15 protein-coding genes are annotated in these 16,835 nt (G+C 38.1%); 9 read left to right on the forward strand and 6 right to left on the reverse strand.

Translation table 11 applies throughout. From position 1 onward, the window contains the following. The first annotated feature begins 9 nt into the window (after positions 1–9). The 6 genes from ACIQXJ_RS16145 to ACIQXJ_RS16170 all read left to right on the forward strand — a co-directional run bounded on the left by ACIQXJ_RS16145 (position 10) and on the right by ACIQXJ_RS16170 (position 5,900). Positions 10–1,182, forward strand: a complete 1,173-nt coding sequence (locus ACIQXJ_RS16145; protein ID WP_403055125.1) for a CaiB/BaiF CoA transferase family protein — start codon at positions 10–12, stop codon at positions 1,180–1,182. A 14-nt stretch (positions 1,183–1,196) separates the two neighbouring features. Continuing rightward, positions 1,197–2,411, forward strand: a complete 1,215-nt coding sequence (locus ACIQXJ_RS16150) for a CaiB/BaiF CoA transferase family protein (protein ID WP_403055123.1) — start codon at positions 1,197–1,199, stop codon at positions 2,409–2,411. 148 nt (positions 2,412–2,559) lie between these two features. Beyond that, a complete protein-coding gene (locus ACIQXJ_RS16155; protein WP_340822610.1) occupies positions 2,560–2,703 on the forward strand; it encodes a hypothetical protein in 144 nt (47 codons plus the stop codon). 16 nt (positions 2,704–2,719) lie between these two features. After that, a complete protein-coding gene (locus tag ACIQXJ_RS16160; RefSeq protein WP_403055121.1) occupies positions 2,720–4,384 on the forward strand; it encodes a CoA transferase in 1,665 nt (554 codons plus the stop codon). Next, positions 4,381–5,160, forward strand: a complete 780-nt coding sequence (locus ACIQXJ_RS16165) for an enoyl-CoA hydratase/isomerase family protein (protein ID WP_403055119.1) — start codon at positions 4,381–4,383, stop codon at positions 5,158–5,160. Before ACIQXJ_RS16160 ends, ACIQXJ_RS16165 begins: the two co-directional genes overlap by 4 nt. Positions 5,161–5,171: 11 nt before the next feature. Beyond that, complete coding sequence (locus ACIQXJ_RS16170; protein WP_403055117.1) at positions 5,172–5,900, forward strand: enoyl-CoA hydratase/isomerase family protein; 729 nt, start codon at positions 5,172–5,174, stop codon at positions 5,898–5,900. Here ACIQXJ_RS16170 and ACIQXJ_RS16175 read toward each other — a convergent pair. Together ACIQXJ_RS16175 and ACIQXJ_RS16180 are read right to left on the reverse strand one after the other, a co-directional pair. Then, positions 5,897–6,667, reverse strand: a complete 771-nt coding sequence (locus ACIQXJ_RS16175) for an IclR family transcriptional regulator (RefSeq protein WP_403055115.1) — start codon at positions 6,665–6,667, stop codon at positions 5,897–5,899. The genes ACIQXJ_RS16170 and ACIQXJ_RS16175 overlap by 4 nt on opposite strands. An 89-nt stretch (positions 6,668–6,756) precedes the next feature. Next, the gene (locus ACIQXJ_RS16180) at positions 6,757–8,280 is read right to left on the reverse strand and encodes an amidohydrolase (RefSeq protein ID WP_403055113.1); all 1,524 of its coding nucleotides are present in this window, start codon (positions 8,278–8,280) and stop codon (positions 6,757–6,759) included. Positions 8,281–8,362: 82 nt separating this feature from the next. Here ACIQXJ_RS16180 and ACIQXJ_RS16185 point away from each other — a divergent pair, with 82 nt between their 5' ends. Both ACIQXJ_RS16185 and ACIQXJ_RS16190 read left to right on the forward strand, forming a co-directional pair. Then, positions 8,363–9,337, forward strand: a complete 975-nt coding sequence (locus ACIQXJ_RS16185; protein WP_403055111.1) for an MBL fold metallo-hydrolase — start codon at positions 8,363–8,365, stop codon at positions 9,335–9,337. 181 nt (positions 9,338–9,518) lie between these two features. Next, positions 9,519–10,418 (forward strand): LysR substrate-binding domain-containing protein, encoded by a 900-nt coding sequence (locus ACIQXJ_RS16190; protein WP_403055575.1) that lies wholly within the window; start codon positions 9,519–9,521, stop codon positions 10,416–10,418. 65 nt (positions 10,419–10,483) lie between these two features. Here the strand turns inward: ACIQXJ_RS16190 and ACIQXJ_RS16195 are convergent, their stop codons facing one another. After that, positions 10,484–11,473 carry an aldo/keto reductase family protein gene (locus tag ACIQXJ_RS16195; RefSeq protein WP_403055109.1) on the reverse strand — a complete coding sequence of 330 codons (990 nt, stop codon included), beginning with the start codon at positions 11,471–11,473 and terminating at the stop codon, positions 10,484–10,486. Positions 11,474–11,791: 318 nt separating this feature from the next. On the opposite strand from ACIQXJ_RS16195, the gene ACIQXJ_RS16200 reads away from it, so the two are divergent. Beyond that, a complete protein-coding gene (locus ACIQXJ_RS16200; protein WP_403055108.1) occupies positions 11,792–12,514 on the forward strand; it encodes a GntR family transcriptional regulator in 723 nt (240 codons plus the stop codon). Positions 12,515–12,747: 233 nt separating this feature from the next. On the opposite strand, the gene ACIQXJ_RS16205 is transcribed toward ACIQXJ_RS16200, so the two are convergent. The 3 genes from ACIQXJ_RS16205 to ACIQXJ_RS16215 are packed head-to-tail and all read right to left on the reverse strand — an operon-like array spanning position 12,748 to position 16,826. Then, positions 12,748–14,421, reverse strand: a complete 1,674-nt coding sequence (locus ACIQXJ_RS16205) for an amidohydrolase (RefSeq protein ID WP_403055106.1) — start codon at positions 14,419–14,421, stop codon at positions 12,748–12,750. Positions 14,422–14,433: 12 nt separating this feature from the next. After that, complete coding sequence (locus ACIQXJ_RS16210; protein WP_403055104.1) at positions 14,434–15,375, reverse strand: AEC family transporter; 942 nt, start codon at positions 15,373–15,375, stop codon at positions 14,434–14,436. A gap of 32 nt (positions 15,376–15,407) precedes the next feature. Then, complete coding sequence (locus ACIQXJ_RS16215; protein ID WP_403055102.1) at positions 15,408–16,826, reverse strand: sodium:solute symporter family protein; 1,419 nt, start codon at positions 16,824–16,826, stop codon at positions 15,408–15,410. Positions 16,827–16,835: the final 9 nt, after the last annotated feature.

Genomic DNA, 16,835 nt, shown 5'->3' on the forward strand with positions numbered 1-16,835 from the left:
GGGGAGTAGATGACGAATTCAGCGTTAACTCATCTGAAGGTACTTGATTTGTCCTGGCATATTGCAGGACCCTATTGTACAAAAATATTGGCCGATTATGGAGCGGAAGTCATTAAAGTTGAACGTCCTGAAACGGGTGATCCATCAAGAGTGGCTGGTCCTTTTAAAAATAAAGAGGAAAATTTAAATGCGAGTGGTTTATTTGCTTATTTAAATAATAATAAACAAAGTATTACACTCGATTTAAAATCCAAACAAAGTATTCTTATTATCAAGCAGTTAGTGAAGGATATGGATTTACTTGTTGAAAACTTTGCACCAGGGGTGATGAAGCGGCTTGGCTTAGATTATGAAACGTTAAAGGCAATTAATCCTAAGCTTGTGATGGTATCGATTTCAAACTTTGGGCAACAGGGGGAGTTTGCACATTATAAGGCAACGGAGATTATTACGCAGGCAATGAGCGGTTTCTTATCCTCTGTTGGTGAGCCAGAGCGAGAGCCAGTACGTGCAGCAGGACAATTACGTATTTTAGAGTACATTACAGGTACGTTTGCAGCATCCTCGGCGCTAGCGGCATGTCGAGAGGCACGTGTATCGGGAATAGGTGCGCATTTAGATATATCCATTGCGGAAATGGGCTTATTACAGCGTTCCTATCCAACTGTTCAAAACTCTTATCCGACAAGTGTTTTTAAGTATGAGGGACGTTATGTCATGCTACCAGGTATTGAACAATGTAAGGATGGGCATGTCGGCATAAGTGTTCTAACAGGGCAACATTGGCAAGGATTCTGCTTTATGATTGAGGCGTATGATTGGGTAGAAGATGAGCGTTTTACAACGTTACCGCAACGCTTAATTCATAAGGACATTTTCCAAGAGCGCCTTGATGCGTTTTTAATGAAGCATACGACTGAAGAAGTGCTTGCTTTAGGCAATGAATGGCGTGTACCTGTAACGCTCGTTCCGACTTTTGAAGACTTACTTTCTTTAGAGCAGTATGTAGAACGTGAATTTTTCGTCGAGGTCAATCATCCAGAGCTTGGCATCATGAAGCAACCAGGCGCACCTTTCCGAATGTCGAAAACACCTTGGTCGATTCGTACAAGCGCACCTTTGCTAGGTGAGCATAACGAAAAAACATTAAAAGCATTCTATGATAAAAGTACACAAATCTAGAAAGGGTGAATCATATGCATCAACCATTAAAGGGAGTACGAATTTTAGATTTGTCGATGTGGTGGTCAGGCCCAATGTGTACGTCTTATCTCGGTGCACTTGGTGCGGAAATTATTAAGTTGGAATCCATTCAATCACCGGATGGCTTCCGCTTTATGTTAACATCCCCAAAGGAAGATTGGTGGGAGTTTGGACCACAATTTAACGCTGCAAATCATAATAAACGAGGTGCGACGCTTAATTTAAATGATGAAGAGGGAAAAGCGTACTTTAAAAAAATTATGGAGAAATGCGATATTGTTATTGAAAACTTTACACCACGTGTGATGGAAAACTTTCAATTAACTTATGACGTGCTATCTCAGTATAAGAAAGATGTGATTATGCTATCGATGCCAGCCTACGGGAAAACAGGACCATATCGTGATCAACCTGGATTTGCCTATACATTTGAAATGCTGTCAGGTATTGCACAATTGAATGGCTATCAGGATGGTAAACCGATGACTGTACTTGGCGTTGCTGATGTATTAGCAGGTTTTCATGCGGCAGCAGCCTTACTAATTGCACTAGAGCATCGTGATTTTACTGGTGAAGGACAGGAAATTGAGCTTGCGCAAAACGAAGGTTGCGTGAATTATATGGGCGCACCTATTGCGGACTTTGTATTAAATGGTGAAAATTGGAGCCGTGTAGGTAATCGTCAGCCAGGGATTGCCCCTCAAGGTGTATACCGTACACAAGGTAAAGATAGTTGGGTTGCGATTTCCATCACTTCGGATGAAGAATGGCAAAGCTTATGCCTAGAAATGAATGCACAATCGCTCCTAAACGATGAGCGTTTGAAGACGGCGGCAGGGCGCTTTGCTGCCCATGATGAGTTAGATGCCATTATTTCGAAGTGGACACAGCAGGAGACACATCACGCAATTGCGTCACGGCTACAAAAAGTGGGTGTGCCAGCAGGTCCTGTGTTGGAAGTGCATGAAATGGAGCATGATCCATTTTTGAAAAATATGTATCAAGAGGTAACAAGGGAGTATGTAGGGACACATTTATATCCTTCATGGCCAATTAAATGGAACAATGAACGTGTTTTACATAAAGCACCCGCACCATTACTTGGTCAGGATAATGAATATGTGTTTAAGGAGTTATTACAACTTTCGGATGAGGAATATAATAGCTTGCTAGAAAAAAATATTATCGGCAATAAAATGCTTAGCTAAAGCGAGGGAGACTAAATGACCATTAAAATCGGTACGAAATTCACATGCCCAAAATGTCAAAGTGAATTCATTATTATGAAAATCGGCGAAGGACAGCTAACTTGCTGTGGGCAGAAGATTAGTGAGAAAAAGTAAGGAGTGATGTACGATGGCGAATCAATTAGGAAAACGATTTGAATGTTTGGAATGCGGAAGTGAAGTAATGTGCATTAAATCCGGTGAAGGTTCTGTACAGTGCTGTAATAAAAATATGCAGGTAAAAAAACCGGTCGCATTACCAACAGCGGACTAAGATAGGAGGTCGTTTTATGAAGCAGCAAACACTTAAGGGCTGTAGAATACTAGAACTTTCGACAACACTTGCTACGAGTTTTGCTGCTGAATTATTACGGCAGCAAGGAGCATACGTAGAAAAAGTAAGTTTGAAGCAACCCTTCTTTTGTGATTCACAGAAGGTGCTTACATCATCGGTACAAACAGCTAGTGAATGGGATATTGTACTAACGGACGACAGTATGTGGAGATCAGCGTGTTTTCCAAAAGCAGTCACAGTATTCATTAACTTTCATTCTTTTCAAACAGGTGATGAGCGTGAACTCCAAGTAAAAGCAGGCTGGCTTAAAGAAAATGAGCAAGAAACATCCCCTTCTATTGCCATTGGAGGTTTCCCCGCCTCATTATTAGTGGCAGCTCATATTGCTTTTCTTACAGTTTGTCAGTTACTTGAAGGGCGGCGCGAATCCACAGTAGTGGTGCATGTAGCCTCAATTTTAGCGAGTGCCCTACATGGTCGACTGTTTACAAAAGAAGAACAAGAGATTGTACCGATGATGCTAACCCCTGCTGTGGATGGTCATCTGTTCATTGGTGCTCCAAGTGATGAACAGTGGGCATTTTTAACACGTTGGGCACAATTAGATTTGCCAACTTGTACGACGCAATTTCAAAGAAGGTTGCAAAAACGTGATATCGAGGCATCACTAAGTAAGTGGAGTTCAAGTCAATTACGGCAAGAGCTAATGACACTTGGGCAAACGTTTAGATTGCCATTTGCTAGTGTCCAATCGCATCAGGAAGTAATACAATGTCCCCAACATAAAAGTCGAGGTTTTATTGAACAACAACGCATCATCCGTTCCCCATGGATCATGTCAAAAGGGCTGGCAGCAAACCAGCCCTTTTCTTTTACCAGTTTTAAGGAGTTGCAAATTGTTGATTTGACAGCGATGTGGGCTGGTCCGTATTGTACACGCTTATTCGCAGATTTAGGAGCTACAGTACTTAAAATAGAAGCGCCACATCGACCAGATGGCATTCGTGGAAAGTCGGGGTCAACGCCATTTTTTGAAGAGCTAAATCGCGATAAAAAATCAGTCGTTTTAGATTTGAATGTACAGGAAGATAAAGAGATTCTGTTAAGTCTCATTGAAGACAGCCACATTGTCGTTAATAATTTTAGCCCGCGCGTAATGGGGAATTTTGGTTTGACAGATGATGTACTACAGCTACACAATGCGTCAATTATTCATGCATCGTTATCCGCATTTGGTCAAACAGGACCTTATCGAGATTATGTAGGCTATGGGTCCACACTAGAGTCAATGAGTGGAATAGTAGCACAAACATTAGATCATACAGGAACTCCTACGCTACCTCCATTTTCTATAAGTGACATGCTAGCAGGTGTTATGGGCGCCTTTTCGATTGCTCTTGCCTTGTATGAACAAACAACAACGCATGCAGCCTATATGATTGACGTTTCGCAATATGAAGTAGCGACGATGGTAGCTTGGGTTTCTTATGAGCCAACATCTGATGCATTAAATGTCAAAACAATGCATAAATGTGATGACATTATAATAGAAGAAACACCAAATTCGTGGCAAGAAGAGAAAGGAAGAGCCCCTTATTTTGGTGAGCATACAGCTTATTACAAGACATATTATTCTAAAGAAAAGAGGGATTCACTATGACTTATCAATTTATCAATATAGCGCAACAGCAAGGCGTTGCCTACATACAGCTAGTAGATCGTGCAACACAAAATGAATGGCATGCACCCTTTATTCAAGAGTTACGAGATGTGGCTGTTTATTTGCGTGATGCAACGGATATTAAGGTAGTTGTTGTCGGTTCGAGTGCAAATGAGTTTTCAATTGGTAGTAGTTTCCCTGCGATTTTAGAAGAAGATGTTCCACAACAATATCAGACAGTTTACCTTGCAACAGAAGTACTTGAATTATGGGCAAAGCTACCATATCCGATTATTATGGCAATTCATGGGCAATGTACATCATTAGCATTTAGCTTTGCTTGTATTGCAGATATTCGAATAATTGCGGAGGATGTGCAATTTGCGGTACCTGAATTAGCTTACGGATTAGTGCCAGCGGGGGGCATTACACAGCGATTGCCAAGGTTAATAGGTAAAGGTGCTGCAATGAATGTCTTGCTTGGTCAGTCTACTGTAACTGCGGAGGAAGCGATGGCGCTAGGCTTAGCTACAATACAAGTAACACGGGATGAGTTATGGGAAACGGCTTGTACAGAAGGATTGCGACTAAGCGAGCTCTCTACTTTATCATTACAATATACGAAGGAATGCTTATATCGAGGAAGCGAGTTACCATTTGAGCAAGGCTTACGTTTAGAGTTAGATGTCTATTTATTATTACAAACTTCACGTGATCGTATGGAAGGTGTACAGGCATTTTTAGAGAAACGCAAGCCGCATTTTATTGGTGAGTAGGAGGAGATTACATGGAATCAATCGTTTTATTAGAGAGAGATGAAAATATAGCCATTATTACTTTGAATCACCCTGAAAAATTAAATGCTGTTAGTGTGGCGATGCGTGATGCACTGTATGAACATATTTTAGCTGTACAGGCTGACCCTACAATCGATGGCGTTATTTTACGAGGAAATGGCAAAGGATTTTGTGCTGGTGCAGATTTAAAAGAATTTGGTACAATACCTTCCGTCATTGAAAAACGAAAAATTCGGATTCAGCATGACATTTGGGATGAATTCCGTCGATGTTCGAAGCCGATTGCCGCTATTTTACATGGCTTTGCTGTTGGCTCTGGAATTGAGATGGCGATGATTTGCGACTTTCGTTTTGCAGCACCTAAAACAAAAATATCATTGCCTGAATGTGCACTAGGGATGCTACCGGCAGCTGGGGGAACACAAAGCCTGCCCCGATTAATGCGTCATGGTTGGGCGATAGATTTTGCGATGAAAGGTTATTATTTATCAGCTGAGGAAGCGAAGGCTCGTCAAATTGTCACAAACATTTTTGAAGAAGAGCACTTATTTGATGAAGTATTAAGTTTTATGAAGCGTATAACGACGTATCCTAAGACAGCGCAGCAAATTAAACGGTTAATTTCTAGTGGTATGGATCGATCGTTAGAGCAAGGGCTTGCATTTGAACAAACCCTTGTAAAGGAAAGTTATAAGCAACAAATCATGTCAAATGGCTAGTGTTGCTTTTCAAGAAAGTCTTGTGTAATTTTTGCTGTATATTCTTGCACGATTTTTTCCATTTGTTCTTTAATGTCCTCATGATATCGGGCAAGAGGGAGAAGGATGGTTAGAGCAGCTACAGGCTCTTCACTATTCCCCCAAATAGGTGCAGCGACACCAATCATACCATCTGCCCGTTCTCCAAGGCTCCAAGCATAGCCATCTTGCTTGATGGTGGAGAGCTGTTGCTTTAGAAGTTCAATATCTAGCATTGTTTCTGTATGTTGGATATAGGTTGTACGATTAAAATATGTTTGTAAATCTTTAGGCGACATGTAGGCCATATGTAATTTACCGATAGCGCCGTAATATAATTCATATTCTTCTCCTAGTGGAGCGGTTACTTTTAAGGCATGTTCACTTTCAACACCGGATAAAAAGAGGTGTTTATTACCTGATCGTATAGATAAGTAAACAGACTCCTTTGTTGTAGCTGCAAGTTCCACCATGTATGGCTGGGCAATAGAGACAATATCTGGCGAATGAAAGCGATTGACGATTTGGAAAATAATTGGCCCTGGCTGATACGTTTTATTTTCGGAATTTTTTAATAGCATACCACGGTCAGTTAAGGTAACTGCTAAACGAAAAGCCGCTGTTTTACTAATTTGTAGCTCGCGCTCAATGTCAACTAGCCCGATTGATTGGTATTTTAAAAATAATGTGAGTAATGAGATGGCATTATCCACAGTGCTTAATCGGTGGACGGTTTTAGTATTATCCATAGTTTTCACACCTTTCCGTTTTTAGAAAATTGCGATTATAGCAATTAAGTACTTATTATATATATATGTTGCTCGAATTACAATATTTGTTATGAAGAATGATAAAGTCGCTCACCAGCAATCCATGTCTCTAATACTTGCATGTTTTGGAGCTGAGCCACGGTGCAGTTAATAGGATGGTGTTCGACAATAATAAAATTAGCGTCAAAGCCTGGTGCAAGTTGCCCTATTTGGTGTTGCTCACCGATAACTAAAGCGGCATGAGTCGTATAAAGGTTAAGCGCATCTAGTCTTGAAACAGCCTCTCGTATATTTACTTGTAAGCCATCCTTACTTTGCCTTGTACATGCAGCATGCATACCAAGCCAAGGGGAGATAGGAGCAACGGGTGCATCTGAACCAGCTGCGACTGTTATGCCGCGTTGTAGTAAAGAATTCACTGGATAGAGCCAACTGTGCTCATTTTCGTCTACGTGCTGTAAGTACCGATCTCCATGAATATCGATAAACGGAGGATTTGTGACAACTTGTATTTGGAGTTCATGTACCATATCGAAAAAAGCTTCGGGACATAAACTTAAGTGTTCAATGCGACAAACTCCTTTTACTTCAGGGAGTTGCTGACGTGCCGTTTGTAAAGAATCAATAGCATGCCAAACCATCTCGGGATTTACAACATGAATGGCAACTGGGCTATTTGCGAGAAATGCTTGTTTCATCATTTGTACAACGGCATCCTTTGTAGGATAAATTTCTGGCATTGTCTCCAACACAATTTTTAAGGCATTCCGTTTAAATATTGGTATAGGTTGTAGATTCTTTGCTAGGTCCTCAAAGTGGGGGCTACCGGTCATCCAATGAACTGGAATTTTCCAAAAATGTTGAGCAGCTTTTTTCCATATTGCAAGCTGAGATGCTGATGTAGTTGGAGATGCATCACAAACTGTAGTAATGCCTAAAGATAGAAGCTTTGATTGTAATGCTTCTATGCCCGCTAACCACTGTTCTTCAGGTAATTTCGGTAAAACAAATTCATTTAGTAAAGCGTCGGCTCCATGAATGATACCTGTAGGCTGTCCAAGTGAATCAAGCTCAATATGGATGCCGTTATTAGAATGATTTTCTAAAGCTTGTTTAAAATAGTCCCAGCTCTTACTGTTTAACACGGATGTATGCCGCGTTACATAGCGTACACGGATTGGGTGTTTGGTAGAAAGCTCATCCAGCATTGCCATAGATAAAGGTTCTATATGGGGGAAATGAAAAGGATGATAGCCATTAATACGAACCCAATTACCGTTAGGAATACGTGAAATTTGCTCAAGAAGATAAGCCGAAAATGCCTCTTTCGTTTGGTATGATGTTGGTATATGTATATTAAACGGCTCGCTAACCATCGCTTGTAAGTGACAATGTGCATCGATGAAACCAGGCAAAATTACTTTTTGCTGTGCATCAATACTTATTTTAGCTTGATAGGGTGAAGAATCATTATGCTCAAATAAAGCAATGATTTTCCCGTTAAGAATGGCCATACTTGTAGCGATTGGTACAGACGTTGATTGTGTTAAAATAACGGCATTATAAATAAATAAATCGATTTGTTGTACCATAAGTTGGATCCTTTCCATAAGAAGTGCTATTATCTTAACATAAAAAGACAGAATAATAGAATAATTAAGTAGAGGTGTAAAAATGCAAAATCAAAAACTTTTAAATTGGCAAGTTGTTACATTGCCGATTCCTTATGATTTACGTAGTGTTAACTGCTTTGTAATTGAAGAGCCTTCTGGTATTATAATTATTGATACAGGTGATGATAATGCTGAGTCAAAAGAAATATGGCGGCAGGTCATTGGTCAACGCCGAGTTAATCGTGTGCTCATCACACATTTGCATATTGATCATTTTGGCTTGGCAAAATGGCTCCAAGATGAGTATGAGGCAACTATTTGGATGTCTCAACGAAGTTATGAGGAGTTAACAAGCAGACGGGAACGTTTTGAAAAAGGAATTACCGAAGATGGAAGTTTATCTTTTCTGGCTGATTATGGGATGGTGCAAGATAAAGCTGCTTCAGCAGTATTTAATCGTTATGAACCATTTCAAGTACATGTAGATGTTATTTTTTCAGAGCATCAAATGATTGAGAGTGAAACATTTAATTTGCAGCCAATTTGGACACCAGGGCACTCGTCAGATCATTATTGCTTTTATGAAAAAGAGGCAGGCGTGTTATTTTTAGGTGATCATTTATTAGAAATTATTAACCCGATTGTCATGCCTTCTACACACATGCAAAATCCTCTTGCCTTATATTTGGCGACATTTGAAAGCTTAGGTCAATTGAAAATTCAAGATGCATTGCCTGCTCATGGGACACAGATTGAAGACTTTAATGAGCGCGTATCACGGTTAATGGCACATTATACAGACAAATGTCAGCAAATTTTAAATGCAATACCTGAAGAAGGGGCGACCGCACAGGAAATAACGAATCAGGTGTATGCACATAAGCCTGTAGAGCTTCGAGGAGCTGCTTTTATTCAAGTAATTACCTTTGTGCATTATTTAATGGAACGCAATTATTTAGTACGAAAGCGCAAAGGTCAAAGTTACAACTTTTATAGAAGCAGTTTGACAGTTGAAAAGCCATTTACACTTTGTTAAGCGTATGCGAATTTTACTTTTCATGAAAAAATAAGTGTATTTTTGCCGACATGGCAAGGATATACTTATTTTTATTTAGGCAAAAACGAAGGTAGTTCTTTTTCCTAATTATTAAAATGGGAGATTATGCTAAAATGATGTAAATAGTTGCTTATAGGATTTTCAGAAGGGGTGCATAAAAATAGATATTAGGAAAATTCGCTATTTTATAATGGTTGCAGAAGAATTGAACTTTAGTCGTGCAGCAGAACGTCTCAGAATGGCACAACCTCCTTTAAGCCAAGAAATTCGTAAATTGGAAGAAGAATTGGGCGTGCAACTTTTTCATCGGACAAAAAGAATGGTTGAACTGACGGATGCTGGAAAGATTTTTTTAGCAGGTTCTCAACAAACGCTGTTGCAGTTAGAAAGAACAATAGAGGAAACACAACTTGCTGCTGAAGGTAAAATAGGGAACTTAATAATCGGATTTGTCGATTCCACAGAAATCGTTATAGAAGTTCTTAATATATTTCGAGAACGCTTTCCTAAAATCCATCTTATATTGCGTGAAATGACAACGGAGCAGCAAATAAAGGCACTCTATGAAAAACAAATTCATATTGGATTTATTCGGTCTAAACAGAACAACGAAATACTATCTTCTGAAGTTTGTTCTGAAGAATCTTTAAGAGTAGCTTTACATCAAGACCATCCTTTCGCCAAATTGTCTGAAATTCCAGTCGAATTGTTAATTGGTGAACCATTTATTTTGTTTCCTCGTCAAATGGGTTCAAATTTTTATGATTTAATTATTAGCTTCTTTTGGGAGCATGGCGTAAATTTAAATGTTGTTCAAGAAGCTATTCAAATGCATACGATTGTTAATTTAGTTGCAACAGGAATGGGCGTTTCTGTTGTTCCTTCGTCGGTAGAAAGCTATAAACGTCCTGGTGTTATCTATAAAAAAATCCAACAAACTACACCAAAAGTAAACCTTTATGTTTGCTGGAGAAAAGATGAAACATCTGCAGTAGCAGAACATTTCTTAACAGTTGTTCGAGAAGTATATTCACTTGTCCATCTTGACCACCAAAAATAAAAGCCCATCCACTTAGGATGGGTAAGAAGGATTGCTATTTAGTTAAAGCTTTATCATGCATAAACTCAACCTGTTTTACTTGGATCGTACTCAATGAGACCTTCCAGTACTTTATCAATTTGCTGCATTATTTCAGGCTCTAATTTGACACTAGCAGCTACGGTATTCTCTCTTACCTGTTCTGGACTCGATGCCCCGATAATTGCTGAGGAAACATTTTGATTTTGCAGCACCCAAGCTACTGAGAGCTGAGCAAGGGAAAGATCAATCTGTTGTGCGATAGGTTTAAGATGTTGGATAGCAGTAAGAACATTGTCGTTCATCCAACGTTGTGCAAGTTTATTGAAAAATGGTTTACCTGCTGAAGAGTTAGCACGGGATTGTGTTGGTACGGGTTGTTGAGGTAAATATTTTCCTGTGAGAACTCCTTGTGCTAAAGGCGACCATACTACTTGTCCTAGACCTTCACGTTGACAGGTTGGGATTACGTCATTTTCGATAACTCTCCACAGCATTGAATATTGGGGTTGGCTTGCGATAAGAGGGATATTCAATTCCCGTGCAAGTGCTGCACCACGGGTAATTTGTTCTGATGTCCACTCACTTACCCCGATATATAGAACTTTACCTTGTCTGACAAGATCTGCGAAGGCTAACATTGTCTCTTCAAGGGGAGTAGTTGGGTCAAATCGGTGTGCATAATAGACATCAATATAATCAGTCTGCAACCTACGTAAAGAGGCATTACAATTTTCAAAAATGTGTTTTCGTGATAAACCTCTATCATTTGGCCCGTTTCCAGTTGGATGGCAGACCTTTGTGCAAAGTTCAATGCTCTCGCGTCGAATACCTTTTAAAGAACGACCGAGTATTTCTTCAGCTTTCGTATCTGAATATACATCCGCAGTATCGAATGTTGTTATGCCAACATCTAGTGCAGCTTTCACACACTCATTTGCAGTGTCTTCGTCTACTTTGCCCCCATGATTTATCCAGTTGCCGTATGCGATCTTGCTCACAGATAATCCACTATTGCCAAGTTTATTAAACTCCATTCAAGTGCCTCCTTTTAGTAGTGATACTTTCATTATAAAGACCAGATTTTAATATGGATAATATATTTTTACTAAGTGATTTATATAAAATATATATAACTACGGTGTCCTCCTATGTTGAGTGACGAGTTTATACGGCAATATTAGCGTAATATATTAAGATAAAACGCACTGATGTGGACGAGGTCTTATAGGTCTATATATAATAGAAGTAATGATAATTATGGGTATGCAGTTACTTTTAGGATTAATTTATGTATGGTATGTATATCAAACTAATTAACCCTATACAAACTTACTATCGAAAGGAGTGTACTAATGATTAACTCAAATAATCCAATACCTCTCCATATCCAGTTAAGAAAAATGATCGAAAAGAAAATTAATCAAGGTATTTATACAAGTAAAATACCAAGTGAACGTGAATTAATGGAAGAATACAGTGTTAGTAGAAGTACAGTAAGGGAAGCCATTTCACAATTAGTAATAGATGGTATTGTGGAGAAAAGACATGGCAAAGGTACATATATTACTAGAAAACCCGTTCATTACTGGTTGGGTAATTTAATTAGTACGACTAAAAGTATTGAGAATATGGGGATGAAGCCGGGGACGAAGTTAATTAAACATGGGATTATTACGGTTTCTGATGAAGTAAAAGAAGCGATCAATTTAGCTGAAGCATATTTGATTAAACGCGTACGCTATGCAGATGATATGCCAATAGCCATTGAGACACAATACTATCCAATAGAAATTGGTGAAAAGCTTTCTAAACTGGATATTAAAAGTGGTACGTTATATGACTTGTTAGAGGACGAAATGAATATACAATTGCATGATGCGGATGAGGTGATTACGAGTAAGCCTATTTCTAAAGAGGATTGTAAATTGCTTAATATTAAAGAAAACAGTAATTCACTCCATCTGAATCGCTTTGTTTATGATATTAATGGCGATCTCATTGAATACTGTATTGCTGATTATAATCCAGGTATGTATGCTTTTCATTTCAAATCTCAACGTTTAAAAAAGCAGTAAAAATGGATAATGAACTTAAATAAGTAGGCGTTACTCATTGATTGGAGTGGAAGGCGCGTCACTCTTGCATGCGGTAAGGAATCCTCGTGAACGGAAATCAACGTTTTAATAAAGTAAGTTTACAGGCTCATAACAGATACTTTTGTTTGGCAACAGAAAACTACTGACAAATGGGGAGTCAGTAGTTTTTTAATAATATATAAATAGTTACTATTGGGGAATAGTAATTATTTTCACTTTGAAAAAGCTAATTCTTTACTTTCAAATACAAATTCACCGTTAATAATCGTAGCTAAAATATTGATGTCTTTAATTGTTATGGGATCAACGGCTGTAGGGTCTTTATCTAAAATTGCAAAATCAGCTAATTTCCCTATTTCAATACTACCTAAATCCTGTTCGTCGAAATTCAATTTGGCACCGTAAATCGTCATAGATTTTAATGCACTTTCAACATCTAATTTTTGTCCTTCACCTAGTACATGCCCGTCTCTCGTCATGCGATTAACTGCGGCCCATATTGAAAAGAGTGGAGAAATAGGCGTAATAGGACAATCAGAATGCAATGTATACAACAAGCCTAAATCATCAGCTTCTTTGAGTGGGTTCATTCTCTCTGCTCTTTCAGGCCCTAAAAAGATATTTTTATGACGATCGCCCCAGTAATAAACATGATTAATGAAGAATGAAGCAGCGATATTGTAGTCTTTCATAAATTTCAAATCTTCAGGTGTAGCAGTTTGCACATGTTCAATTCGATGACGATGATCACTGCTTGGAGAAATATCAAGTGCATATTGATAAGCTTCAAGGATAGAGCCTATGGAACGGTCTCCATTGCCGTGTGTTGCTATTCTAAAGCCTCGATTATGGAAATCTAATACGTAATTGTTCAAAATATGTTGTGGAAAAATTAGGTCCCCGTATAAATTCGGGTCATTATAATAGGGTTGACGTAATGCGCCTGTAAGCCCCTGAATCGAGCCATCTTGGAATAGTTTTGCGCTATCTAATTTGGCCCTGCCGTTAGAATCCTCTAAAATTTTCTCATTAAGCTGAGAAGCATTATACTTTTCAAAAATGCCACCTTCCAATAACAAATCATTCATAATCATTAATCGCATTCTCATTGGATGTGCTTTTTCTTTCAAAGCTTCAATATGGATATCGTATTCTATTGGACCTAAGGTTAATCCAACCCCTGCATCCGTATTCGTTGTGATTCCTTGTGCTAAATAATCTTGTGAAGCTATTCGAATTAACTCAATTACTTCTTCGTTTGATGGAGTAGGTATACTATTAAAAACTAAGTCCATAGCAGCTGGCTCATATAAAACACCATTTAAATTATTGAATTCATCTCGACCAAAATGACCTCCATCTGGGTCTTGAATAGAAGCATCCAACTCTGCGATTTCCAGTGCTTTTGAGTTTGCAACTGCAAGATGATTTGAAATATGGCGGATAAATATAGGGCGATCCGTACTTACTTTGTCTAAGTCTTCTTTTGTAGGGTGTCTATTTTCTAATAGCATTGTATCATCATAGCCAAAGCCTAAAATCCAACTGCTGTCAGCTCGTTCATTATGGAACTCCGTTAACTTATAAATGATATCGGTAATACTTTTATTATTTGCAGGGGAACAATCTACTTGAGACTTGTTTAGCGCATATATTAATAGATGGTTATGTGTATCGATGAAACCAGGGATTACCGTTGCGCCATTTAAATCTACTTCATTCATGTCTTGTTTAAAAACTAAAGAATCTTTAATTTGATTAAATTCATCTTGAGACCATATTCCTACGATTCTTCCCTCAAAAGAAGCTACAACATTAGCACGTGTACTATGAGCATCTAAAGTAATAATATTTGCATTTTTTATAAGTAAATCAACTTTTAACATTTTATTGACCTCCTAAAAGTAATTTAATTTAACCAATATTAATAGAAGTAACGGTATCGATAATAATGAAAATATTGTGGAAATAACTGTAACAATAGCGCCTAATTTATCATTCGCATTATATTTACTAAATAAAATAGATGATAATGTCAGAGCAGGCATTGTTGCTTGAATTAATAACGTTTGTGCAATGACTTGGTCGACAGTAATAAAACTTATGATGATGAACACAACAACCGGCAAACCAAGGAGTTTAACCAATGTAGGAATGATCGATTTACTTTTAAGTGCTGTAAATTGAGCTTTGTTTACAGACATGATTAGTATTCCGATATAAAACATGGCAAGTGGCGATGCAAGTGCAGCTAATTGATTTGTTAACGTAATAAAAATGACGGGAGGACGATAATTAACAAAAGCAAAGAATAAGCCACATACAATTGCAATAGTTGGTATATTAATCATCGATTTCAACGTGCTAAATGAAAATTTTATCGATTTTTGTAGCAACATAACGCCAACAGTCCATATGACCAAGTCCACACCTGCATCAAAAATGGCAGCATATAAAGCACCTTTAGGGCCTAAAATCGCAGCACATAATGGTATCCCGATAAAACCTGTATTGCCAAGGCCAGAGAGAAGGGCAACTTCTGGTTTAATCGAACTTTCCTTATCAAAAATAGTGATCAATAGCCATCCTATTAAAATGCCAATTAGACAAATAATAATTGATAGTCCAAATACCATTCCGATATTTTTAAGAATCGTAGGACTAATATCTACCTTAAATATGCTCGACAGAATAATACAGGGCATTGCTACATTCACGATAATAAGCGTATAGGTTTTCCGAGTACTCTCATTAATAGGCGTAACGCGAGCAAGGAATACACCAATTAAAATCATAAAACCTATTAATAGAATTGATTCAAAGACAACAGAATACTCCATTTCATGCACTTCCTAAAACAATCATTATTAAACTATTTTTCCATGCGCACAGATACTATAGGTGTTAGCAGCTGTTTATTTTTAGATGTCAGTAGACTCACGATAATCAAGACAGGGAAGTTAAAACATAATGCAATAAGTCCGGTATTGATTGAAAAAATACTGATACCTGCAAATTGGAAGGATAAGGCGATTGCCGTACCAGTTAGAATACCTGCACCCACTCCTATAGCTGTAGCTCTTTTCCAAAAAATAATTGAAAGAATACCAGGTAATATTTGACCAAAGCCAAAATAAGCTGTGTTGATTAGATTTAGCATTAGACTTGGAAGTGATACAGTTAACAACATTGAAATTAATAAATAAACAATAACAACGACTTGTGACCATTTGCGTTGTTTATTTTCTGGAATACTTGTCACAATGTTACGAGTAAAAATACCACCGACTACTAAAGATATAACGGCTAGTACTAACAATCCTGATAGTGCGGCACCAGCAGCTACTAATCCAACTACCCATGACGGTAATAATTCAATTGATGTTGCGATAAATGCATGGTTAGGATTATCAATGTTCGGTAAAGCAACTAAAGCAAAATATGCCGCAGCAATTAAGAATGGATACATAAGCATATACAGTGGCATAAATCTTTGGGCGCGTTTAATTGTCCCTTCTGATTTACTAGTGAACAATACATTTATAATAAATGGGAAACAATAGAAAGCTACTGCTTGGAAAATAATTGTCGTTATTGAAAACGTGACTTGTTCTGTTGAACCAAATGACACTGAAGCACCGTGTTCCTTTGCAGTAGTAAATAGATTATTTACACCATCGAGTTTTGAAAATGCTGCCCAACCTACGATAATGATGGCTGCGAATAGAAGAATGTCTTTTAAAATCGATATAACAGCAGGTGCTTTAACGCCAGAAATTGCAACATAAACGTATGCAATTGTACCAGCAATGAATACAGCAATAATAGGTGGGAAATCGAAGCCTAAAGCATTTAAAGCTACTATTAGCCCTTCAAACTGTAACTGTCCCCAAGGAATGAGGAAAAGTAAACACGTACATGCCACTAGTAACTCTAAAGGTCTGCTAGAAAAGTGGCTTTTGAACAAATCAGGAGCGGTCATTGCATTGTAGTGTTTACCAGCCCGCCAAATAAGAGGCGAAAGGAAGTAACCAACTGGATATGCTAGAAGTATGTATCCTAGAAACCATATTCCATAGCTTGCCCCTTTTGCATATATGCCTCCAGGAAACCCAATAATTGTTCCAATACTATAAACTTCGCCGATAGCAAGAAAGAATAAGATAAATCCGTTAAAAGACCTGCCACCAACTAAATAATCTGCTACATTGTCTTTTTTCGATTTTCCTTTTGAGAGAACTGCTAGAATTAGAGAAAAAATAAGAACACCTATGAAAATTGTAACTGCCATTATCCATCC

The sequence above is a fragment of the Lysinibacillus sp. NPDC097868 genome, assembly GCF_044761135.1.
Lineage (GTDB): Bacteria > Bacillota > Bacilli > Bacillales_A > Planococcaceae > Lysinibacillus.